19 protein-coding genes and 1 pseudogene are annotated in these 21,544 nt (G+C 60.1%); 15 read left to right on the top strand and 5 right to left on the bottom strand.

What is annotated here, in order from left to right; all coding sequences use genetic code 11:
• The coding region (locus EM858_RS26070; protein WP_164865561.1) for a transposase at window positions 1–259 on the top strand (259 nt) is incomplete at its 5' end.
• A 125-nt stretch (window positions 260–384) separates the two neighbouring features.
• On the opposite strand, the gene EM858_RS26065 is transcribed toward EM858_RS26070, so the two are convergent.
• The 3 genes from EM858_RS26065 to EM858_RS26055 all read right to left on the bottom strand — a co-directional run bounded on the left by EM858_RS26065 (window position 385) and on the right by EM858_RS26055 (window position 4,157).
• Window positions 385–1,305 (bottom strand): ABC transporter permease, encoded by a 921-nt coding sequence (locus EM858_RS26065; RefSeq protein ID WP_003523158.1) that lies wholly within the window; start codon window positions 1,303–1,305, stop codon window positions 385–387.
• The gene (locus tag EM858_RS26060) at window positions 1,298–2,308 is read right to left on the bottom strand and encodes an ABC transporter permease (protein WP_127758461.1); all 1,011 of its coding nucleotides are present in this window, start codon (window positions 2,306–2,308) and stop codon (window positions 1,298–1,300) included. Before EM858_RS26060 ends, EM858_RS26065 begins: the two co-directional genes overlap by 8 nt.
• A gap of 139 nt (window positions 2,309–2,447) precedes the next feature.
• A complete protein-coding gene (locus tag EM858_RS26055; RefSeq protein WP_127758460.1) occupies window positions 2,448–4,157 on the bottom strand; it encodes a peptide ABC transporter substrate-binding protein in 1,710 nt (569 codons plus the stop codon).
• Between the two features lie 305 nt (window positions 4,158–4,462).
• Between EM858_RS26055 and EM858_RS26050 the strand changes: the two genes are divergently transcribed.
• From EM858_RS26050 to EM858_RS26000, 11 genes are all read left to right on the top strand, one after another.
• Window positions 4,463–5,626: a M20 aminoacylase family protein gene (locus EM858_RS26050; RefSeq protein ID WP_127758459.1), complete on the top strand. Its 1,164-nt coding sequence runs from the start codon at window positions 4,463–4,465 to the stop codon at window positions 5,624–5,626.
• 48 nt (window positions 5,627–5,674) lie between these two features.
• Window positions 5,675–7,525, top strand: coding sequence for an ABC transporter ATP-binding protein (locus EM858_RS26045; RefSeq protein ID WP_127758458.1), 1,851 nt, complete (start codon window positions 5,675–5,677; stop codon window positions 7,523–7,525).
• Window positions 7,526–7,817: 292 nt separating this feature from the next.
• Entirely contained in the window at window positions 7,818–8,771 is a 954-nt protein-coding gene (locus EM858_RS26040) for a sugar-binding transcriptional regulator (RefSeq protein ID WP_127758462.1), read from the top strand.
• A 144-nt stretch (window positions 8,772–8,915) separates the two neighbouring features.
• Window positions 8,916–10,229, top strand: a complete 1,314-nt coding sequence (locus EM858_RS26035; protein WP_127758457.1) for a sugar ABC transporter substrate-binding protein — start codon at window positions 8,916–8,918, stop codon at window positions 10,227–10,229.
• 166 nt (window positions 10,230–10,395) lie between these two features.
• Window positions 10,396–11,268 carry a sugar ABC transporter permease gene (locus EM858_RS26030; protein ID WP_080820603.1) on the top strand — a complete coding sequence of 291 codons (873 nt, stop codon included), beginning with the start codon at window positions 10,396–10,398 and terminating at the stop codon, window positions 11,266–11,268.
• A gap of 12 nt (window positions 11,269–11,280) precedes the next feature.
• Window positions 11,281–12,105 (top strand): carbohydrate ABC transporter permease, encoded by an 825-nt coding sequence (locus tag EM858_RS26025; RefSeq protein ID WP_065116739.1) that lies wholly within the window; start codon window positions 11,281–11,283, stop codon window positions 12,103–12,105.
• 12 nt (window positions 12,106–12,117) lie between these two features.
• Window positions 12,118–13,116, top strand: a complete 999-nt coding sequence (locus EM858_RS26020; protein ID WP_127758456.1) for an ABC transporter ATP-binding protein — start codon at window positions 12,118–12,120, stop codon at window positions 13,114–13,116.
• Window positions 13,113–13,889, top strand: coding sequence for an L-iditol 2-dehydrogenase (locus EM858_RS26015; protein ID WP_127758455.1), 777 nt, complete (start codon window positions 13,113–13,115; stop codon window positions 13,887–13,889). The genes EM858_RS26020 and EM858_RS26015 overlap by 4 nt, the downstream gene beginning before the upstream one ends.
• 58 nt (window positions 13,890–13,947) lie before the next feature.
• On the top strand, window positions 13,948–15,432 hold the full coding sequence (locus EM858_RS26010; RefSeq protein WP_127758454.1) for a mannitol dehydrogenase family protein: 1,485 nt from the start codon (window positions 13,948–13,950) through the stop codon (window positions 15,430–15,432).
• A gap of 7 nt (window positions 15,433–15,439) precedes the next feature.
• Window positions 15,440–16,159, top strand: coding sequence for an HAD family hydrolase (locus EM858_RS26005; RefSeq protein WP_127758453.1), 720 nt, complete (start codon window positions 15,440–15,442; stop codon window positions 16,157–16,159).
• 60 nt (window positions 16,160–16,219) lie between these two features.
• Complete coding sequence (locus tag EM858_RS26000) at window positions 16,220–17,794, top strand: FGGY-family carbohydrate kinase (RefSeq protein WP_164865574.1); 1,575 nt, start codon at window positions 16,220–16,222, stop codon at window positions 17,792–17,794.
• A 211-nt stretch (window positions 17,795–18,005) separates the two neighbouring features.
• On the opposite strand, the gene EM858_RS25995 is transcribed toward EM858_RS26000, so the two are convergent.
• Entirely contained in the window at window positions 18,006–18,839 is an 834-nt protein-coding gene (locus EM858_RS25995) for a MurR/RpiR family transcriptional regulator (RefSeq protein WP_127758451.1), read from the bottom strand.
• Window positions 18,840–19,137: 298 nt separating this feature from the next.
• Between EM858_RS25995 and EM858_RS25990 the strand changes: the two genes are divergently transcribed.
• Window positions 19,138–19,875, top strand: coding sequence for a sulfate transporter family protein (locus EM858_RS25990; RefSeq protein ID WP_127758450.1), 738 nt, complete (start codon window positions 19,138–19,140; stop codon window positions 19,873–19,875).
• Here EM858_RS25990 and nth read toward each other — a convergent pair.
• On the bottom strand, window positions 19,837–20,619 hold the full coding sequence (gene nth / locus EM858_RS25985; protein ID WP_127758449.1) for an endonuclease III: 783 nt from the start codon (window positions 20,617–20,619) through the stop codon (window positions 19,837–19,839). The genes EM858_RS25990 and nth overlap by 39 nt on opposite strands.
• Before the next feature lie 37 nt (window positions 20,620–20,656).
• Here nth and EM858_RS25980 point away from each other — a divergent pair, with 37 nt between their 5' ends.
• A complete protein-coding gene (locus EM858_RS25980) occupies window positions 20,657–21,139 on the top strand; it encodes a DUF2244 domain-containing protein (RefSeq protein WP_003523126.1) in 483 nt (160 codons plus the stop codon).
• Window positions 21,140–21,355: 216 nt separating this feature from the next.
• Window positions 21,356–21,544 (top strand): annotated as a pseudogene (locus EM858_RS25975) (IS110 family transposase); the annotation flags it as partial.

Below are 21,544 nucleotides of genomic sequence, written 5' to 3'. Positions count from 1 at the left end.
AGGCCTTGCCCCCTTCAATGCCGATAGCGGCATTCATCGCGGCCAGCGCCATATCCGCGCCGGACGAAAGCGCGTGCGCGATGCCCTCTATATGGCGGCGCTGGTGGCCTACCGGCTAAAGTCGCCCTTCGCCCGCATGGTTCAAGCCATGCAGGCCAAAGGCAAACCGTTCAAGGTCATGATCATCGCCATCGCCCGCAAACTGCTCGTCATTGCAAATGCTATTCTCAGGGATAAAACCACATTCGAAGCAGCTTAAAACAACATGCATTAATACAGTTGCCAGCCGACGCGCGTCCGCGCGACGGGGAGAGTCCTTTCAGCCCAAGGACTTGGGCTGGCTGGATCCCTGTGACAAGCACAGGGATGAGAGAAGGGGAGCGCTCAGCTCTTCAGCGCCCGTGGATCGAGCGCATCGCGCACGGCATCGCCGATGTAATTCACACTCAGAACCGTCAGCGAGATCGCCAGCCCAGGCCACAGCACGCGCGAGGGCGTCAGTTGCAGGAAGTTGGCGCCGTCGAACAGCAGCCGTCCCCAGGTCGGGAAATCGGATGGAAAGCCGAGGCCGAGGAAGGAGAGCGCGGATTCCGTGATGATGGCGGCGGCAATGCCGAGCGTGGCCGAGACCATGATCGAGCTCAGCACATTCGGCAATATATGCCTGAGGATGATGCGGTATTCGCGCATGCCGCTCGATTTCGCCGCCATGATGAATTCCTGGCTTTTGATCGTCAGCACATCGCCGCGCACGATACGGGCCGTATGCATCCAGCTGGTTATCCCGATCACGAAGACGATGAGGATGAAGATGCCGGTTTCCGGACCGAATGCCGCGCGCAGCGTATCGCGAAACAGCATCAGGATGACGAGCAGCAGCGGCAGAAGCGGTAGCGCCAGGAACAGGTCGGTCAGCCGCATCAGCGGACCGTCCAGCCTGCGGAAATAGCCAGACAGCACGCCCACCAGCGTTCCGAGAAACAGCGCCAGCAACATGGCGGTGATACCGACGGCAAGCGAAATGCGCCCGCCGGCCAGAACCTGCGCCAGCATGTCCTTGCCCAGATTATCGGTGCCGAAGGGATGCGCGAGCGACGGCCACTGGTTGCGCGCCTTCACGTTGATGGCGTTGGGCGCAACGGTGTGGATATAGGGGCCGACATAGACCGCAAGCAGGATGAAGACGAAGACGAATAGGCCCGCCACGCCGCCCTTGTGAACGCGGAACTGTTTCCAGATATCGGCAAGGGCGGATTGCGTGGGGGTGGCCGCAACCGTCGGCGCTGCGATGGTGGCGTCAGTCATAGCGGATCCTCGGGTCGAGAATGCCGTACAGCACGTCGGCAATCAGGTTGAAGAGCACGATAAGCACCGCGAAAATGAAGGTCAGCGTCTGCACCAGCGGAATATCCGCGCCCTGAACGGCGGTGATCAGCAATTGGCCAAGCCCGTTCACGCGGAAAATCTGCTCGGTGATGATGGCGCCGGAAAAGATGGTCGGCACGCCGAGCGCAATCACGGTCACGACCGGGATCAGGCTGTTGCGAAGCACGTGCACGAGCAGCACGGATTTTTCCTTCACGCCCTTGGCGCGTGCGGTGCGCACATAATCCTGGTGCAGGTTGTCGAGCATGGAGGCGCGCACGAAGCGGCTGATCTGCGAGACATTATAGAGCGTCAGCACCAGCACCGGCAGGAACATCTGCTTTACCTGCGCCACGAAACTGCCCCAGTCGGTCACCTGAAGGTTGGTGTCATAAACGGAAGGGAACCATTGCAGGTATGAGCTGAAGACGACCACCAGCAGCACGCCGGTAAAGAAGGTCGGCACCGAATAACCGACCATGGAAACGAAGGTGCCGATCTGGTCGAAGATCGAATATTGCTTATAGGCGGAAATGACGCCGATCGGGATGGCCAGCAGCGCACCGAAGAGATAGGCGAGGCCCACCACCCACAGCGTCTGCGGCATGCGCTGAATGACGAGATCGACCACCGGGCTGCGTGTCGCCCATGACAAGACACGCATGCGGCTGCCGTCGCCGATCTGCCAGCCGGTCAGCCTTTCAATGAGGTTCAGCGGTTCGTTGATGAAGAATTGCTGCAGCCACATCAGGTAACGGATGAAGAAGGGCTGGTCGAGGCCAAGCGAGGCGCGTATTTGCTCGCGCACTTCCGGCGGGATGGTGAGCGGCAGGTCGCCGGTCGGGTCGTTGGGCGCAAGATCGAGCAGCGCGAAGATGACGAAGCTGATGACGAGCAGCGTCGGTACGGCAAAGGCGAGCCGCCGGAGCGTAAAGGTAAACATCTGAAACTCTCCAGACCCAGAGCGCGGCAGGACGAAAATTGGGAGCGTTTTCGCCCTAACGCGGCAAATGTGTCTTCAGATCATGGTCCAGGGGCATGCAGAAGGCCGGCCCCTGCAAGGAGGCCGGCCCATCTGCGTGTTACTTCTTGCGGGACCAGTCCGCGACGTTCCAGAGTTCCGAATCCCAGGCATTCATGCGAACGCCTTCCAGCGTCAGCGAATGCGAGGAAACGCTGCCGCGGTGGATGAGCGGAATATGCGCGCCTTCCTCCGTCAGCATGTCATTGAGCTGTTTGGAAATCTCTCCACGCTTGGCAAGGTCCGCCGTCTTGGAGAGTTCACCCACCAGCTTGTCGAATTCCGGGTTGCAATAACGCGGAATATTCTGGCCCTGCCAGCCGTTTTGCGGGGCCGGGATCTTGTCGCACAGCCATTCCGCCAGATATTTCTCCGGATCCGTGCCGTCGAAATTGTTGGTGTACATTTCCACGTCGGCATAAAATTTCTGGAAGGTATCCGGGCTTGCCGGATCGCCGCCGAAGAAGACCGAGGCGCTGACATTGCGCAGTTCGGAGGCAACGCCGATCTGCGACCACATGTCCTTCACCAGTTCCTGCGTGGCCTGGCGAACCGAGTTGGTGGAGGTCTGATAGAGGAAGGAGAGCTTCACGCCATTCTTGGCGCGAATGCCATCGCCGCCCTTCACCCAGCCTGCATCGTCGAGCAGCTTGTTTGCCCCTTCCACATCCTGCTTCAGGCACCAGCTGTCATTCTTGGTGGAAGCGACAGCTTCCGGAGCCGGCACGATGTTGCAGGTCGGCTTACCCGCTTCGCCATAACCCGCTTCGTCGATGACATCGCGGTCGATGGCAAGCGACAATGCACGGCGCACGGCCGGATCGGAAAGGGCCGGGTGCGGGCCGCCCTCCTTGGTGGAGCGCTTGTCGCCCAGCGACGGATCGGCATTGTACCAGTTGAGATTGATACGCTCGACCTGGGTGCCGAAGGCGGTTTCCAGCTTGCCTTTGCCGGCAGCCACCATGGTGGCTAGGATTTCCGGCTCCACCTGCATGTTCCAGGCATAGTCGAATTCGCCGGTTTCCAGCACGGCGCGTGCGGCGGAAGCGGCATCGCCGCCACCCTTCAGGGTCGCCGTGGCGAAGGCGGGCTTGGCCGGGTCGCGATAATTGGTGTTGGCGACGAAGCTGATCACGTCATTCGGCTTGAAATCCTTGACCACGAAGGGGCCGGTGCCGATGGGACCGAAATTGGCGGATGTGCAGCCGGGTGCGGCAGCGCCGACGCATTTTTCAAACTGCTTCTTCTGGATGACCGGCGACTGTGCGCCGACGAATGCGGAATAGGGGTAGGGTTTCGGTTCGGTGAAGCTGACCTTGACGGTGTGGGCGTCGACGGCCTCGACATTCTTCACGCCCTCATATTGCGCGGCCTGCGCGCAGCCGCCATCCGGTGCGGTGCAATATTTCCAGGTGAAAATAACGTCCTCGGCGGTGAACGGCGTGCCATCCGACCACTTCACGTCGCTTTTCAGCTTCCAGGTCATGCTGAGCAGATCCTTCGCGACGCCGCCATTGTCGATCGTCGGAATTTCGGTGACCAGCATCGGCACCAGTTCGCCCTTTTCGTCGTAGCGCGCCAGCGGCTCAATCACCATGGACGAGCTGTAGACTTCCTTCGTGCCACCGGAAAGATAAGGATTGAGTGTCGATACGGCCTGCCAGAACAGGATTTTCAGTTCGCCGTCACTGCCACGCTCGGCATGGGCGGCAGAGCCTGCCAAGGCCATGGCCGCCACCGTGCTGGCAAAGAGAACGCTGCGCTTCTTCATTGTAGTTTTCCCCTTTTTGGATTTTATCTATTTGAATGTTTGACGCTTTTCCCGTCGTCATGTGCAAGGTCTGTTATTCTACGTATTTGACTTTGCTAAGGAATACTCCTCCATTCCCGATGATGCTATTGTCAGTTTTTTTGAAAAGCAAGTCCCAATGTTTCTTTGATGAACAAAAATTGAGCCATTCAGTTTTCGGCCTATTTTTCGCTCATGCAGCAAATTTCATGCTTGCAAAACGAGAAATTCCAAACGCAATATGGCGTCCGACAACCCGGCGGGGAACAAAAAAAGGGAAAAAGAGAATGCCGATATTGAACCGTGTGGCTGAAATGCAGGAAGAAGTTGCCGGCTGGAGGCGCCATCTGCATGAACACCCGGAACTGCTCTACGATGTCTTCGAAACATCGAAATTCGTGGCGGAAAAACTGAAATCCTTCGGCTGCGACGTCGTCGAGACCGGCATTGGCAAGACCGGCGTGGTCGGCATCATCAAGGGCCGGCACGGGGATGGCCCGACCATCGGTTTCCGCTCCGACATGGATGCGCTGCCGATCCTTGAGACGAGCGGCAAGCCCTGGGCTTCGAAGACGCCGGGCAAGGCCCATTCCTGCGGTCATGACGGGCACACCGCCATGCTTCTTGGTGCGGCGCAATATCTGGCCGAGACCCGCAATTTCAAGGGTTCCGTGGCGGTCATCTTCCAGCCGGCGGAAGAGGGCGGCGCGGGGGCGCTCGCCATGCTGAACGACGGCATGATGGAGAAATTCGGCATTTCGCAGGTCTATGGCATGCATAACGAGCCGGGCATTCCGGTCGGCAATTTCGCCATCCGCAAGGGATCGACCATGGCGGCGGCGGATAGTTTCGAAATCGTCATCACCGGCAAGGGCAGCCATGCGGCCGCCCCGCATCTTTCCATCGATCCGGTGCTGACCTCGGCGCATATCATCATCGCCCTGCAATCCATCGTCTCGCGGGAGACGGATCCGCTGAAATCGCTGGTCGTTACCGTCGCCACCACCCATGGCGGCACGGCCGTCAATGTTATTCCCGGTGCGGTGACGCTGACGGGAACGGTGCGCACGTTGCTGCCGGAAACCCGCGATTTCGCGGAAAAGCGCCTGAAGGAAGTGGCGACCGCCACCGCCATGGCGCATGGCGCCACCGTGGAGGTGAAATATCATCGCGGTTATCCCGTCACCTTCAACCACAGTGATGAGACCGAATTCGCGACCGGCGTGGCGATGGGCGTGGCCGGTGCGAGCGCCGTCAACACCAACCCCAACCCGCATATGGGGGCGGAGGATTTCTCCTACATGCTGGAAGCGCGCCCCGGCGCCTTCATCTTCATCGGCAATGGCGATACTGCCGGGCTGCACAATGCGGCCTATGATTTCAACGACGATGCGCTGCCTTACGGCATCAGCTACTGGGTTTCGATGGCCGAAACCGCACTTGCTGCGTAAGACATCCGGCGGCCTTCATGGCCGCCTTCTGCTTTTCAGGAGATCGGCATGCTTTTGGCGGCGACATCAATGGAACAGACCGGCGGTTCGGTAAGCCCGGTTTTATCGGTTCAGAATCTCACCACATCCTTCCGCGTCGATGGCGGCTGGAAATCCGTGGTCCGCAATATGAGTTTCGAGATAGCGCCGCGCGAAACGGTGGCGATCGTCGGCGAAAGCGGCTCGGGCAAGAGCGTGACGTCGCTCTCCATCATGCGGCTGCTCGATAAAAAGACGAGCCGGATCGAAGGCAAGGTCATGCTCGGCGGGCGCGACCTGCTGGCGCTGCCGGAAGAGGAGATGCGCAAGGTTCGCGGCAAGGACATTTCGATGATCTTCCAGGAACCGATGACCAGCCTCAACCCGATCTTCCCGATCGGCAAGCAGATCGCCGAAGCGTTGACCGTGCATCAGGATATTTCCTCTTCCGCCGCGCGCGCCGAGGTCATCCGCCTGCTTGAGAAGGTCCGTATTCCCAATGCGAAGAACCGTTTCGACGATTATCCGCACCAGTTTTCCGGCGGCATGCGCCAGCGCGTGATGATCGCCATGGCGCTCGCCTCCAAACCGAAGCTCCTGATTGCCGACGAGCCGACGACGGCGCTGGATGTGACCATTCAGGGCCAGATTCTCGATCTCATCAAGCAATTGCAGGAAGAGGAGGGCATGTCGGTCCTGTTCATCACCCATGATATGGGTGTGGTGGCGGAAGTGGCTGACCGTACCATCGTCATGTTCCGTGGGGATGTCGTGGAAACCGGCACCACCGACGATATCTTCCATCGCGGCCATCATCCCTATACGCGTGCTTTGCTTTCGGCGGTGCCGAAGCTCGGCTCAATGAAGGAAAGGGTGCTGCCGGCCCGTTTCCCGATCATCGATATCAAGACCGGCGAGAGCCAGCCCGTTGCGGAGGTGAAGGACACGGTCTCCGGCGGCCGCACGCCCATTCTTTCGGTCAGGGACCTCACCACCCGTTTCGATATCCGCACCGGCCTTTTCGGCCGCAAATCCGGGGCCGTGCATGCGGTGGAAAAGGTCTCCTTCGATCTCGCCGAGGGCGAAACCCTGTCTCTCGTCGGCGAATCGGGTTGCGGCAAGTCGACCACGGGCCGCTCCATCACCCGGCTGATCGAGCCGACATCCGGCAATGTCATGCTCGATGGCTACGAGGTGCTGAAGCTCGACAAGACGACGCTGCGCACCATGCGCCGCAGCGTGCAGATGATCTTCCAGGATCCCTTCGCCTCGCTCGATCCGCGCATGAGCATCGGCACGGCGATCATGGAGCCCTTTATCGAGCATCGCCTCGGAACCAAACAGCAGTCCCGCGAAAAGGCGGCCGATCTTCTGGAAAAGGTGGGCCTCAGCCCGGATATGATGCGGCGCTTCCCGCATGAATTTTCCGGCGGCCAGCGCCAGCGCATCGCCATTGCCCGCTCGCTGATGCTCGACCCCAAGGTCATTGTCGCCGATGAGGCGGTCTCGGCGCTCGATGTTTCGATCAAGGCGCAGGTCTGCAACCTGCTGCTCGACCTGCAACAGAGCCTCAATCTCGCTTTCCTGTTCATCAGCCATGACATGGCGGTTGTGGAACGCGTCAGCCATCGTGTGGCGGTGATGTATCTTGGCGAGATCGTCGAGATTGGCCCGCGTGCGGCGGTTTTCGACAATCCGCAACATCCCTATACGAGGAAGCTTATGTCCGCCGTTCCGGTGCCGGACCCGGCGCGGCGGCAGATCCGGCGCAACATGGCGACCGACGAGATCAAAAGCCCGATCCGGCCGGTGGACTATGTGCCGCCGCAGCGCCATTACCGTGAGGTTTCCGCAGGGCATCTGGTGCAGGAAGCGGCTTGAATGAGGGTGCGGGCATAATCCAGCATCGTCACCCCGGACTTGATCCGGGGTCCAGCGCGATCAAGTCCTTGATCGCAAGAGACTCTTCTCACGGTGCAGACGCGCCGTGGCTGGATTCCGGCTCAAGGCCGGAATGACGAAAAATAACAACACGGACGTATAAGCCCTTCGGTCACCGTTCCTCATCCGCCGATTTTCGCGCCGTATAGTCTTTGCGCACATCCGCCGTTTGACAGCCGACGCAAAAAAATGCCAGCAAATGCGCAAGCAGAATTCGGAAAAGGGCAGCGGCATGGCCAGACGAAACGACGCACATGGACGGCTGGACGATGCGGCCCGCGCCGGCTGGCTTTATTATGTCGCCGGCCGCACGCAGGATGAGATCGCCGCTGCCATGAGCATCTCCCGGCAGTCGGCGCAGCGGCTGGTGTCGCTGGCCGTCGCCGAGCGGCTGATCAAGGTCCGGCTCGATCACCCCATCGCCGCCTGTCTCGAAAAAGCCGAGCGGCTGAAAGAGAAATTCGACCTCAAATATATCGAGGTGGTGCCGAGCGATCCGGCCGGCGTCTCCTCCACTGTCGGCATTGCCGAGGCCGGGGCGGCGGAAATCGAGCGCTGGCTGAAGAATGCCGATCCCATCGTGCTCGCCATCGGCACCGGCCGTACCTTGAAGGCCGCTGTGGACCAGCTGCCGCCGATGGAGTGCCCGCAGCACCGCATCGTGTCGCTGACGGGCAATATCGGGCCGGATGGCTCGGCCGCCTATTATAACGTCATCTTCAGCATGGCCGATGCCATCAAGGCACGGCATTTTCCGATGCCGCTGCCGGTTCTATGTTCTTCTGCGGAAGAGCGGGAACTGCTGCACGATCAGTCCATGGTGCGTTCCACGCTGGCGCTGGGGTCCGCGGCCAATGTCACCTTCGTCGGTGTCGGCGAACTTGGCGAAAACGCACCGCTCTGCGTCGATGGTTTCCTCGGCGTGGATGAGATGAAAGCCCTGATGGCCAGCGGGGCGGTTGGTGAGATTTGCGGCTGGATGTATGATGCCAATGGCCGCATTCTCGAGCATTCCGTCAACGAGCGCGTCGCCTCCGTTCCCATCCCTTCAAGAGAGACCTGCACCGTCATCGGCATGGCGCAGGGCGCACGCAAGAACGCCTCGATTCTGGCGGCGCTGAGGGGTGGTCTGCTGAACGGCCTCATCACCGATGAAGTGACGAGCGAATATTTGCTCAATCATTGAGCAAAAATTAAACACATAAAATCAAAGGCTTGATTTTTCCATGTGCGTCGCAGCACAGGATGTCGCTTGACTTTTTCGCTGATGAGGTGAGTAAATGCCCTAGAGCAAAGCGAATGCTCATCATTTTTCTTCTGGGAGGAAGATATGACATTGAAGACCATTTTGCTGGGCGCATGCTCGGCACTCGCCTTTTCGACCCTTGCTTCCGCCGAGACGCTGACCATCGCGACCGTGAACAACGGCGACATGATCCGCATGCAGGGTCTGACCTCGGACTTCACCACCAAGAACCCCGACATCAAGGTCGAGTGGGTAACGCTTGAAGAAAACGTCCTGCGTGAGCGCGTGACGACCGATATCGCCACCAATGGCGGCCAATACGACATCATGACCATCGGTAACTATGAAGTGCCGATCTGGGCCAAGCAGGGTTGGCTGCTGCCGCTCGAAAAGCTCGGCGACAAATATGATGTCGATGACATCCTGCCGGCGATCCGCGGCGGTCTTTCCGCCGAGGGCAAGCTTTATGCAGCACCCTTCTACGGCGAATCCGCCATGATCATGTATCGCAAGGACCTGTTTGAAAAAGCTGGCCTGAAGATGCCTGAGAACCCGACCTGGGAATTCATCGGTGACGCCGCCCGCAAGATTACCGACCGCAAGGCCGATATCAACGGCATGTGCCTGCGCGGCAAGGCCGGCTGGGGCGAGAACATGGCGTTCATCAGCGCGCTCACCAACTCCTTCGGCGGCCGCTGGTTCGATGAAAACTGGAAGCCGCAGTTCGATCAGCCGGAGTGGAAAAGCTCCCTGCAGTTTTATGTTGATCTGATGAAGGATGCCGGTCCGTCGGGCGCCTCCTCCAACGGCTTCAACGAAAACCTGACACTGTTCCAGCAGGGCAAATGCGGCATGTGGATCGATGCCACGGTCGCTGCCTCCTTCGTGTCAAACCCGAAGGATTCGACCGTTGCTGACAAGGTCGGTTATGCGCTCTTCCCGACGCATGGCGAACTGAAGAACCATGGCAACTGGTTGTGGTCGTGGAATCTTGCCATCCCGAAGAGCTCGCAGAAGGCGGAAGCTGCCGAAAAGTTCATCGCCTGGGCAACAAGCAAGGACTACACCACGCTCGTCGCTTCCAAGGAAGGCTGGGCAAACGTGCCTCCGGGCACCCGCACCTCGCTTTACAAGAACGCCGATTATGAAAAGGCCGCCGCTTTCGCCAAGCCGACGCTTGCCGCCATGGATGCTGCCGACATTACCAAGCCGACTGTAAAGCCCGTGCCTTACACCGGTGGTCAGTTCGTGGCGATCCCTGAATTCCAGGCGCTCGGCACCACTGTCGGTCAGCTGTTCTCGGCGGTCGTTGCCGGTCAGTCCAGCGTTGATGATGCGCTTGCGGGCGCCCAGTCGACTGCGACGCGTGAAATGACCCGCGCCGGTTACATCAAGTAATCCTCCCGAAGATCGCTGTCCGGCTCCCGTGCCGGGCAGCGAACACTCCGGGTCGGAAGCCGCCAGGCGGCTCTAATGCCTTTCAAATCAAAACAAGAATGAGCCGGTTCTTCCGGATATGCCGGGCGCATGTCGTGACGCCTGTACCCAAGGGGAGGTGAGTGCAATGGCAACTCGAAACACGAGCGGTCTGGCGCGGGTGATGCTTGCGCCATCGGTGCTGTTATTGCTGGTGTGGATGATCGTGCCTCTGGCGATGACGCTGTGGTTCTCCTTCCAGAACTACAATCTCCTCAACCCGGCCAATGTCAGCTTTGCGGGTCTGTTCAATTACCAGTATTTCTACACCGACCCGGCCTTCTTCCAGTCGATCTGGAACACGCTTTTGATCGTCGGCGGCGTGCTTGCGATCACCGTCATCGGCGGCATTGCCATTGCGCTCCTGCTCGACAATGACATTTTCGGTCAGGGCATCGTCCGCATCATGATCATCTCGCCCTTCTTCGTCATGCCGCCGGTGGCCGCATTGGTGTGGAAGAACATGATCATGCATCCCGGTTATGGCGTGCTTGCCGATCTGTCGCGCTTCTTCGGTCTGCAGCCGGTCGACTGGTTCGCGCAGTTTCCGCTGCTCTCCATCATCATCATCGTCGCCTGGCAATGGCTGCCGTTTGCGACGCTGATCCTGCTCACCGCCCTGCAGTCGCTCGATGGCGAACAAAAGGAAGCCGCCGAAATGGATGGCGCCAACTTCGTCAACCGCTTCATCCATCTGACCTTGCCGCATCTGTCGCGCGCCATCACCGTCGTCATCTTGATCCAGACGATCTTCCTGCTTGGCGTCTACGCGGAAATCCTCGTCACCACCAATGGCGGACCGGGTTATGCCTCCACCAACCTCGCCTTCCTCATCTATCGCACCGCGCTTCTCGGTTACGACGTCGGCGGCGCATCGGCCGGCGGCATCATCGCCGTCATCCTCGCCAATATCGTCGCCATCTTCCTGATGCGCGCCGTCGGCAAGAACCTCGACCGGTAAAGGGGAAACATCATGGCCCGCAAGACAACCACACGTGCGAAGATCGGCTTTTCCATCGCGGCCTGGGCCGTGGCGCTGCTGCTGTTCTTCCCGATCCTTTATGCCTTCCTCACCTCGCTCAAGACCGAGCCGGAGGCGATCGCCGGCTTCAGCCTCATTCCCTCGGGCACCTTCGAGAATTACGTGACGGTCCAGACCCAGCGCGATTACTTCAAGCCGTTCATGAACTCGGTGGTGCTGTCGCTCGGCTCGACGATCATCGCGCTGATCATCGCCATTCCCGCCGCCTGGGCCATGGCGTTCTCGCCGACCAAACGCACCAAGGACATTTTGATGTGGATGCTCTCCACAAAAATGATGCCGGCCGTCGCCGTGCTTGTGCCGATCTATCTGATCTTCCGCAATGCCGGCCTGCTTGATACCCGCATTGGCCTCACCATCATGCTCACCTTCATCAACCTGCCGATCGTCATCTGGATGCTCTACACCTACTTCCGGGAAATCCCCGGCGAGATCCTCGAAGCTGCCCGCATGGATGGCGCGTCCCTGTGGAACGAGATCGTCCATGTGCTCACACCAATGGCGGTGCCGGGCATTGCCTCGACGCTGCTCTTGAACGTCATCCTTGCCTGGAACGAAGCCTTCTGGACGATCCGGCTGACGACCACCAATGCCGCACCGCTGACGGCCTTCATCGCCTCCTTCTCCTCGCCGCAGGGGCTGTTCTGGGCAAAACTTTCGGCCGCCTCAATGATGGCGATCGCCCCCATTCTCGTCATCGGCTGGTTCTCGCAGAAACAACTCGTGCGTGGCCTGACCTTTGGCGCCGTGAAATAAGGAACGATAAACATGGGCAGCATTTCCCTTCAGAACGTGTCCAAGCTCTTCGGTGAGGCGAAAGTCATCCCGTCGATCGATCTTGATATCAACGACGGCGAGTTCGTCGTCTTCGTCGGCCCGTCGGGCTGCGGCAAGTCGACATTGCTGCGGCTGATCGCCGGGCTGGAGGACGTCTCCGGCGGCAAGATCGTCATCGACGGCAATGACGCCACCGAAAAGGCGCCGGCCGAGCGCGGCCTTGCCATGGTGTTCCAGTCCTATGCGCTTTATCCGCATATGAGTGTCAGGAACAACATCGCCTTCCCGCTGAAGATGGCCAAGCTCGACAAGGCGGTGATCGATAAAAAGGTCGAGGACGCCGCCCGGGTGCTGAACCTCACCGATTATCTCGAACGCCGGCCCTCGCAGCTGTCGGGCGGCCAGCGCCAGCGCGTGGCCATCGGCCGCGCCATCGTGCGCGAACCGAAAGCCTTCCTGTTCGACGAACCGCTTTCCAACCTCGATGCGGCGCTGCGCGGCACCATGCGGCTGGAAATCTCCGAGCTGCACAACACGCTGAAGACGACGATGATCTACGTCACCCACGACCAGGTGGAGGCCATGACCATGGCCGACAAGATCGTCGTCTTGAACCGCGGCAATATCGAGCAGGTCGGCTCGCCGATGGAGCTTTACCGCACCCCCGCCAACCTCTTCGTCGCCGGCTTCATCGGCTCACCGCGCATGAACCTCATTACCGGCGATTTTGCCCGCAGCAAGAATGCCACCACCGCCGGTGTGCGGCCGGAGCATCTGCTGCTGTCGAAGGAAAGCGGGCTGTGGCAGGGCAAGGTGACGGTCGCCGAACATCTTGGATCGGATACCTTCCTGCATCTCGACGTCGAAACCATCGGCCCGATTACCGCCCGCACTGACGGCGAGTTCGAATGCAGGCATGGCGATACCGTCTTCATCACCCCCGACGAGACCAAGATACACAGGTTTGATGAGAAGGGTGTGGCACTATGACGGGGAGACTGGAGGGCAAATCCGCGCTGATAACAGGCTCGGCGCGCGGCATCGGCCGCGCCTTCGCTGAAGCCTATCTGCGCGAGGGTGCGACGGTCGCCATCGCCGATATCGATTTCGAGCGGGCGAGCAAGACCGCCCGCGAGATCGGCGAGAACGCCTATGCCGTCGAACTCGATGTGACCAAACAGCATTCCATCGACACCGCCATCCGCACCGTGGAAGGCCAGGCAGGCGGGCTCGATATCCTTATCAATAATGCCGCACTTTTTGATCTCGCACCGATTGTCGAGATCAAACGCGAGAGCTACGAGCGGCTGCTTTCGATTAACGTATCCGGCACGCTGTTCATGATGCAGGCCGCCGCAAAAACAATGATTGCTCGGGGAAAAGGCGGCAAGATCATCAACATGGCAAGCCAGGCGGGCCGGCGCGGCGAGGCCTTGGTGGCGGTTTATTGCGCCACCAAGGCCGCCGTCATCAGCCTCACCCAATCGGCCGGGCTCGATCTCATCAGGCACGGCATCAACGTCAACGCGATTGCGCCGGGCGTGGTCGATGGCGAGCACTGGGACGGTGTGGATGCACTGTTTGCGAAATATGAAAACCGCCCGGCCGGCGAAAAGAAGCGGCTGGTCGGCGAGGCGGTACCTTTCGGCCGCATGGGCCGTGCCGAAGATCTGACCGGCATGGCGATCTTCCTTGCTTCTGATGAAGCCGAATACATCGTCGCCCAGACCTATAATGTCGACGGCGGCAACTGGATGAGCTGACCACCGGGGTTTCCCGGTGACCGGCACGAACAACGCTTCCCCTTTCGAGGATCGTGACATGACATGCAAACTCTCCCTCGCAACGCTTGACGAAGCCCAAAAAACGGCGGCGATTCCGGCCTATTCCCGTGCTGATCTCTCCGCCGGCATCGTGCATTTCGGCGTTGGTAATTTCCACCGCGCCCATCAGGCGGTCTATCTGGATGATCTGTTCAATACGGGCACGGACCATGACTTCGCCATCATCGGTGCGGGCGTGCTGCCCTCCGATGCGGTGATGCGCGAAAAGCTTGCGGCGCAGGATTTCCTGACCACCGTCGTGGAACAGGACAATAACCGTACCGGTGCGCGTGTTACCGGGCCGATGATCGACATTCTGCAGGTCGGCGATACAAAGGTCATTATCGATACGCTCGCCGATCCGAAAATCCGCATCGTCTCGATGACGATTACCGAGGGCGGTTATTTCATCGATGCTTCCGGTTCCTTCAACCCGCAGCATCCGGCCATTGCCGAAGACGGGAAGAACCCGGCTGCGCCAAAAACCGTGTTCGGCTTCATCGTCGCCGGACTGAAGGCGCGGCGGGACAAAGGGCTGCAACCCTTTACCATCATGTCCTGCGACAACATTCCGCATAATGGCAAGGTCACGAAAAATGCCGTGGTTGGGCTCGCAGCCTTGTCGGATCCGGCCTTCGCCAAGTGGATCGGCGAAAATGTCGCTTTCCCCAATTCCATGGTTGACCGCATTACGCCTGCTACCGGCGAGCGCGAACGCACTATCGCCCGCGACGATTTCGGCATCGACGACAATTGGCCGGTCTTCTGCGAAGAGTTCAAGCAATGGGTGATGGAGGATAATTTCCCCGCTGGTCGCCCGGCGCTCGAAAAGGCCGGCGTGCAGTTCGTCAGAGACGTTGCGCCCTATGAGCACATGAAAATCCGCATCCTCAATGGCGGCCATGCGGCAATTGCCTATCCGGCAGCGCTGCTCGATATCCATTTTGTCCATGAGGCGATGGAGCATCCGCTGATCCGGGCGTTTCTGGCAAAGCTTGAAAATGAAGAGATCATCCCGGTCATTCCGCCGGTTCCTGATACAAATCTTGCCGACTATTTCGCACTCATCGAACGGCGTTTCCTCAATCCGAAAATCGGCGACACCATTCCGCGTCTGGCGCAGGACGGTTCCAATCGCCAGCCGAAATTCATCCTGCCCTCCACCGCCGACCGGCTGGCGCGCGGCGAGGATATCGTCGGCCTTTCGCTGGTTTCGGCGCTGTGGTGCCGCTATTTCCAGGGCACCTCCGACAGCGGCAAGGAAATCGCCTTCAACGATGCCAGCGCCGAACGGCTTCAGGCAGCGGCGATCAAGGCCAAGGACGATCCGATGGCCTTCCTCGCGCTTGACGACATTTTCGGAGAGGTTGCCGAATCGGAGCTTTTCCGTAAACGCTTTGCCCATGCATTGAAGACGCTGTGGCAAGAAGGCACGGCGAAGACCTTGCAGCTTTATCTGGATGACAAGCTGGCTGAAAAGTGACTGAGAGATGGAAGACGAGACCGGGGCCCTTTTGATTTTCGATTGCGACGGCGTTCTCGTCGATAGCGAGCCGGTCTCCATCTCCGTCCTTCTCGACATGCTCTCCCATCTCGGCGTGACGATGGGGGAGGAAGAGGCCTATGAGCGCTTCCTCGGCCGCAGCGTCGCCAGCATGACGGCGACGCTGTTTGAGGATTACGGTGTCGAAACCGACATCGATTTTCTCGACCATATGCGGGCGACGCTGTTCGAGCGTTTCCGCACCGAGCTTCGGCCGATTGACGGCATTGGCGAAACGCTGGACAGGCTCCTGCCGCTGCGGCGCTGCGTCGCTTCCTCAAGCCAGCCGGAACGTATCCGTTATTCGCTGGGGCTGACCGGCCTGATCGACAAATTCGAACCGCATGTCTTCAGCGCCACCATGGTGAAGAACGGCAAGCCGGCGCCCGACCTCTTCCTGCATGCGGCGCGTCAAATGGGCGTCGATCCGCGTCACTGCATCGTGATCGAAGACAGCCCGGCAGGCATTGCCGCGGCAAAAGCGGCCGGCATGGGCGTTTTTGCCTTTACCGGCGGTTCGCATGCGCGCTTTCCCGCATTCCGTGAAAAGATCGCCGGGCTTGGGGCGGATGCGGTGTTTGACGCGATGCCGGATTTGGTCCAACTTGTCGGCCATTATGTGGGGAAGGGCGGTTTTGACAGGCGGGCGGAACGCGATGCAGGCTGAGCGGGACTCTGCCTGCTGCCGTCCGGAGGTCGTTGCGCAAGGGATGGAATTGCAGTCTTGATGCGTCAAAATCTCGTCGCTGTCGATGTCGGCACCGCCAGCGCCCGGGCCGGCATTTTTGATCCGGACGGCCGGCTGCTTGCCCGCTCCACCCATCCGATCCTGATGCAGAGGCCGCAGGAAAACCACGCCGAGCACGATTCCACCGACATATGGAACGCGCTCTGCATCGTGGTGAGGGCAGCGCTTGCCGAGGCCGGTGTTTCGCCGCAAAGCATTGCCGCCATCGGTTTCGACGCCACCTGCTCGCTGGTCATCCGCGATGGGCGGGGTGAGCCGGTTTCGGTTTCCGTTACCGGGGAGGACCGGTTCGACACCATCGTCTGGCTCGATCACCGGGCAATCGACGAGGCCGACCGGTTGACGGCATCTGGCCACCGGGTGCTGGATTTCGCCGGCAACAGCGTCTCGCCGGAAATGCAGATGCCAAAGCTGATGTGGCTGAAGAGGCATATGCCGGCAAGCTGGTCGCGCATGTCCTTCGCTTTCGATCTGGCGGATTTTCTGACGTGGAAGGCGACCGGTTCAGCGCAGCGCTCAAATTGCACGCAGACGGCGAAGTGGAATTTCCTGGCGCAGGAAAATCCCGGCTGGCAGGCGGATTATCTCGAATTGGCGGGCCTTGCCGATTTGAGAGAGCGGGCAGGGCTGCCCGAAACCACGGTAATGCCGGGTGACAGCATCGGCCCGCTTTCGCCCGAGGCCGCCGCCGAGCTCGGTCTCGATACCGGCTGCCAGGTGGCGGCGGGCATGATCGACGCCTATGCCGGCGCGCTCGGCGCATTGGGCGGCTGCCTGTCTGCGGATGTGGGCCGGCATGTGGCGCTGATCGCCGGTACATCGAGCTGCCTTGTCGCCATGTCGGAGCGGCAGATGCCCGGCCACAGCCTCTGGGGGCCCTATTGGCAGGCGATCCTGCCGGGTCACTGGCTGGTGGAGGGCGGGCAATCGGCCACCGGCGCGCTGCTCGACCATATCGTGCGCATGCACGCGGCAGGCGGTGAGCCGGATACGGCGCTGCATGCCCGCATCGTTGCGCGGGTAACGGAATTGCGTGCGCTTGAGGGTGAGGCCTTCGCCGAGCGGCTGCATGTGCTGCCGGATTTCCACGGAAACCGCTCGCCGCTTGCTGATCCCCATGCCGTCGGTGTCATCAGCGGGCTGACTTTGGATACGTCTTTCGACAGTCTCTGCCGTCTTTACTGGCGCACGGCCGTCGCCATTGCGCTCGGCGCGCGCCATGTGCTCGATGCCATGGAGCGTTTCGGTTATGCGGTGGAAAGCCTGCACGTTACCGGCGGGCATGTGAAGAACCCGCTGCTGATGGAGCTTTATGCCGATGTGACGGGCAAGCGCATCGTCGTTCCCGCCACCGCCGATGCGGTGCTGCTCGGCACGGCGATGACGGCGGCGACGGCCGGCGGGGTGCATGCGAACCTTGCGGCTGCAGGGGCCGCCATGTATCCGGGCAATGCGGAAATATCGGGCAATCCGGCGCGTGGCCCCCGTTATGAGCGGGATTATCGCCGCTTTCTCGCCATGTACCGCCATCGTCAGGAACTCGAGAGCCTTTGATTTTCTGAAGGCAAATGGCAAGGCCGAGTAGGTGCCGCGCGTTTCTTCTCCCCGCCGGGGAGAAGGTGGCCCGAAGGGCCGGATGAGGGGGAACGCCAGCGATGAACGCACTCCAGCCCCCTCATCCCGCTGCCGCGGACTTCTCCCCGGCGGGGAGAAGAAACAAGCGGCAACCGCTCGATCCATATGCCGCCGCTGCCGCTAAACGCAATCAGCCACGCAGCGAGCGTTTCAGGGCGGTCAGGTTCTTTGCCCTTGCCCTGCCGCTGTCATCGGCGCTGGCGCCAAGCGCACAGAGGGTGAATTCCAGCAGGGATACCAGTTGCAGCAGGCCCTGGCCGCCATTCTGCGCCTGCGGCATGGCAAGGCAGAGATCCGCGCTTTCCGGTCCCCATTCATAAAAGCGTGTGGTGATCAGCAATGTCCTGTAGCCGCTTTTGCGCGCCATTGCCGACAGGCGTTGCAGGGGCGACAGGGCGCCGCCGCAATCCATGATGACGAGCAGCGTCTGCGCGGGGTCGAAATCCCACAGGGCGACATAGGCCGCGCTGTCGCTGCCGAGATAATGGATATGGCCCCGGCTCTCCAGAAGCCGCCCGTAAAAATGCCGCCCGGCATCGAGACCTTCCGGAGAGGTTGCCAGAAAAACATTGGCCGCCGTGGCGATCTCGTTCATGGCAACCCGCCAGATCGATTGGGTGGTCATGTCGAAAGCGGTCTGGATGGCCTGAATCTGCTGCGACAGAAGCTGTGAAAACGGGTTGGAATGGCGTTCGCCGCCTTCGGTCATGGCGGGTTGGTCCGCGCCGGCCGTTTCTTCGGCATGGCGCAGATCGGCGCGGATATCGCTGAATTGCCGGTATCCCAGCGAGCGCAGGAAACGGCCGACCGTCATTGGACTGAGGCTGAGCTTGGCGGCCAGCGTCTGCGCCGTCTCGAACGGCAATTCGTCCAGATGTTCGATCAGATATTTGGCGATCTTGCGCTCTGAAGGGGTGCCTGCCTTCATGGCGCGCGTAAGGTTCAACAGCAGCTTTTCCACCAACGCCTCATTCTTTTATCTTTATTGAACGATGATGCATGCGCGCGCGCAAACGAGCGTGCGAACCGCAATTTGACGGTGGGGGATAGCTTTTCCGGCCTTGTCCTCCACCGGACCGGAATGCGAAATGTAATAGGTATATTATTATATTTTAGAGATACCTTTTATTCAAGAGAAATTCCATCTGCGGTTTAAATCCAGGTATTTGGCATCTTTCGGTCCGTCTTGCGAAGCGGGCGGGCAGCGCTTATCTCTCGTCTGGTAAGTGTGTTTCAACGCGAAAGGCGTCGAGGAGTTCCGGATGATTTTTGATGCGGCGAGGCTTGCCTTCCACAATCTCTTTGCCGCCGAAACCCGGTCGGTATTCTGGAAGGTTCTGGGGCTTACGCTTCTCGTGCTTGCGGCGCTGTGGTTCGCCATCCGCTCGATCTTCATTTATTTCGCCCTGCCGTGGGTGGATACGCTTATCCCCGGCGTGCCGGACTGGGCGGGCTGGCTGACCTTCGTTTTCGCCATTTTCGCCGGCATCGGGCTGGCGCTGGCGCTCGCGCTGCTCATTTCGCCGGTCACCGCCGTCATTGCCGGCCTGTTTCTCGATGATGTCGCCGAAGTGGTCGAGAAAAAGAGCTATCCGAACGATCCGCCGGGCAAGGCGATGCCGGTCGGCGAGGCCGTTCTATCTTCCATCAAGTTTTTCGGCGTCGTCATTGCCGGCAACCTTGTCGCGCTGTTGCTGCTTCTGGTGCCGGGTATCAATCTCATCGCGTTTTTTCTGGTGAACGGTTATCTGCTCGGCCGGGAATTCTTCGAGTTCGCGGCGATGCGTTTCCGCTCGCCCGTGGAGGCAAGGCAGTTCCGCTCAAAACACCGCACCACCGTCTTCATGGCCGGGCTGGTGATAGCGGCCTTCCTGGCGGTGCCGTTTCTCAACCTGTTGACGCCGCTTTTTGCCGCCTCGATGATGGTGCATCTGCACAAGGCCGTCAGCCGGCGCGATCCCTCATTCGCCGCTGGCCGCACTGAACAGCTGCGCGGGTAATTCCACCAGCGGCGCTGGGATATCGAAGGTCTTTTCCGGCGATTTGCAGATATCGGCAATCACGCAGCGTTCGCATTCCGGCTTGCGCGCCTTGCAGCAGTAACGCCCGTGCAGGATCAGCCAGTGATGGGCGTGGAACAGATATTGTTCTGGAATGATGCGGATCAGCCGGTCTTCAACCTCGTCAGGGGTTTTGCCCGGCGCAAGACAGAGCCGGTTGGCAATGCGGAAGACGTGCGTATCCACCGCAAGCGTGGGCACGCCGAAGGCCATGGACATCACCACATTGGCCGTCTTGCGGCCCACACCCGGCAGCGTCACCAGCTCCTCGCGGGTTTTGGGCACCTCGCCGCCGAAATTGTCGATCAGCATCTGCGACAGGGCAATGACGTTTTTCGCCTTGTTGCGGTAAAGCCCGATGGTCTTGATATAACCGATCAGGTCTTCCTCGCCGAGCGCCAGCATCTTTTCCGGTGTATCGGCCACCTTGAACAGCGCGCGCGTGGCCCGGTTCACGCCCACATCGGTCGCCTGTGCGGAAAGCGCCACGGCCACCAGCAGGGTGAAGGGATTGGTATGTTCCAGCTCGCCTTTCGGCTCCGGCCGCTGAATGGAAAAGCGGCGGAAGATCTCGGTGAGCTCGTCTTTCGAATAGGCCGTTTTCACCCGCGCCGGCTTGCGCGCGGATGCCGGATTTGACTTTTTCAATGTTTGGGTGCTGGATCGTTTTTTGGCGACTGTCATGGACTATCTATAGCCAGCCCGCCTTGAGGAAAGCAACGTGGATACGCTCAACGACCAGCCGATTTTCGCGGCGGAACTCGTTCCGCACCGTTCGCTTGGCCGAAGGGGTTTCCGGCTGCTCCTGCTTTTCTCCGGCTTGGCCTGCCTTGTCTATGGCGGCTTTTTCCTTGCCACCGGGGCATGGCCGGTCGGCCTGTTCTTCGGGCTGGATTTCCTGCTGCTTTATGCCGCCTTCCGCGCCAATTACCGGGCGGCGAAGGCGCGGGAAGAGGTCAGCGTCTCGCGCACCAGCCTGTCTATCCGCAAATTCTCTCCGGCCGGGCGGATGGTGGAACATCGCTTCAATCCCTTCTGGGCGCGTTTCAGGGTGAGGCGGCACGATGAGATCGGCATCGTCTCCATGCATGTGACGGGTGAAGGCCGGGCGACCGATATCGGTTCGTTTCTTAATCCGGATGACAGGGAGAGCTTCGCGAAAGCTTTCGGCGGCGCGCTGGCGACTGTGCGGCGGCGGATGTAAGAGGATAATCCAGCTCTCCCTCCGTCATTCCGGCCTTGAGCCGGAATCCTGTGTATTGGATTTGTGCTATGTAGAGTGCGGGCGGAAGGCCGTCGGAATCCTGGTCGTTAGAGACCGCCTGCTGGCTTTTGGACCTCCGCCCGCTCTGATAATCCCAACCTGAACAGTTGATGGAGGCCGTGAGCGCGGACCTCGTAGCACAGTATGAGGCTTGCCATGGTACACCCTGTTTACATCGGATGCGACGTCTCAAAGGCACATCTGGATCTTTTCGATGCCGCAACACAAAAAGCCGTCCGCATCGCCAATACCGGCACCGCCATTGATGAATGGCTTGCCACCCTTGATGGACGCGAGGCGCAGGTCGTTCTGGAGGCGACCGGACGTTATGACCGGCTGTTGTGC

Origin of the sequence: Agrobacterium sp. CNPSo 2736 (genome assembly GCF_004005385.1) — a bacterium.
Taxonomy (GTDB): domain Bacteria; phylum Pseudomonadota; class Alphaproteobacteria; order Rhizobiales; family Rhizobiaceae; genus Agrobacterium; species Agrobacterium leguminum.
This window is presented reverse-complemented; position numbering and strand designations above follow the sequence as displayed.

What these genes read in the sequence shown, in the direction of transcription:
- EM858_RS26065 (WP_003523158.1), bottom strand. Translation starts at nt 1,305, where the DNA reads ATGACTGACGCCACCATCGCAGCGCCGACGGTTGCGGCCACCCCCACG.
- EM858_RS26060 (WP_127758461.1), bottom strand. Translation starts at nt 2,308, where the DNA reads ATGTTTACCTTTACGCTCCGGCGGCTCGCCTTTGCCGTACCGACGCTG.
- EM858_RS26055 (WP_127758460.1), bottom strand. Translation starts at nt 4,157, where the DNA reads ATGAAGAAGCGCAGCGTTCTCTTTGCCAGCACGGTGGCGGCCATGGCC.
- EM858_RS26050 (WP_127758459.1), top strand. Translation starts at nt 4,463, where the DNA reads ATGCCGATATTGAACCGTGTGGCTGAAATGCAGGAAGAAGTTGCCGGC.
- EM858_RS26045 (WP_127758458.1), top strand. Translation starts at nt 5,675, where the DNA reads ATGCTTTTGGCGGCGACATCAATGGAACAGACCGGCGGTTCGGTAAGC.
- EM858_RS26040 (WP_127758462.1), top strand. Translation starts at nt 7,818, where the DNA reads ATGGCCAGACGAAACGACGCACATGGACGGCTGGACGATGCGGCCCGC.
- EM858_RS26035 (WP_127758457.1), top strand. Translation starts at nt 8,916, where the DNA reads ATGACATTGAAGACCATTTTGCTGGGCGCATGCTCGGCACTCGCCTTT.
- EM858_RS26030 (WP_080820603.1), top strand. Translation starts at nt 10,396, where the DNA reads ATGGCAACTCGAAACACGAGCGGTCTGGCGCGGGTGATGCTTGCGCCA.
- EM858_RS26025 (WP_065116739.1), top strand. Translation starts at nt 11,281, where the DNA reads ATGGCCCGCAAGACAACCACACGTGCGAAGATCGGCTTTTCCATCGCG.
- EM858_RS26020 (WP_127758456.1), top strand. Translation starts at nt 12,118, where the DNA reads ATGGGCAGCATTTCCCTTCAGAACGTGTCCAAGCTCTTCGGTGAGGCG.
- EM858_RS26015 (WP_127758455.1), top strand. Translation starts at nt 13,113, where the DNA reads ATGACGGGGAGACTGGAGGGCAAATCCGCGCTGATAACAGGCTCGGCG.
- EM858_RS26010 (WP_127758454.1), top strand. Translation starts at nt 13,948, where the DNA reads ATGACATGCAAACTCTCCCTCGCAACGCTTGACGAAGCCCAAAAAACG.
- EM858_RS26005 (WP_127758453.1), top strand. Translation starts at nt 15,440, where the DNA reads ATGGAAGACGAGACCGGGGCCCTTTTGATTTTCGATTGCGACGGCGTT.
- EM858_RS26000 (WP_164865574.1), top strand. Translation starts at nt 16,220, where the DNA reads ATGCGTCAAAATCTCGTCGCTGTCGATGTCGGCACCGCCAGCGCCCGG.
- EM858_RS25990 (WP_127758450.1), top strand. Translation starts at nt 19,138, where the DNA reads ATGATTTTTGATGCGGCGAGGCTTGCCTTCCACAATCTCTTTGCCGCC.
- nth (WP_127758449.1), bottom strand. Translation starts at nt 20,619, where the DNA reads ATGACAGTCGCCAAAAAACGATCCAGCACCCAAACATTGAAAAAGTCA.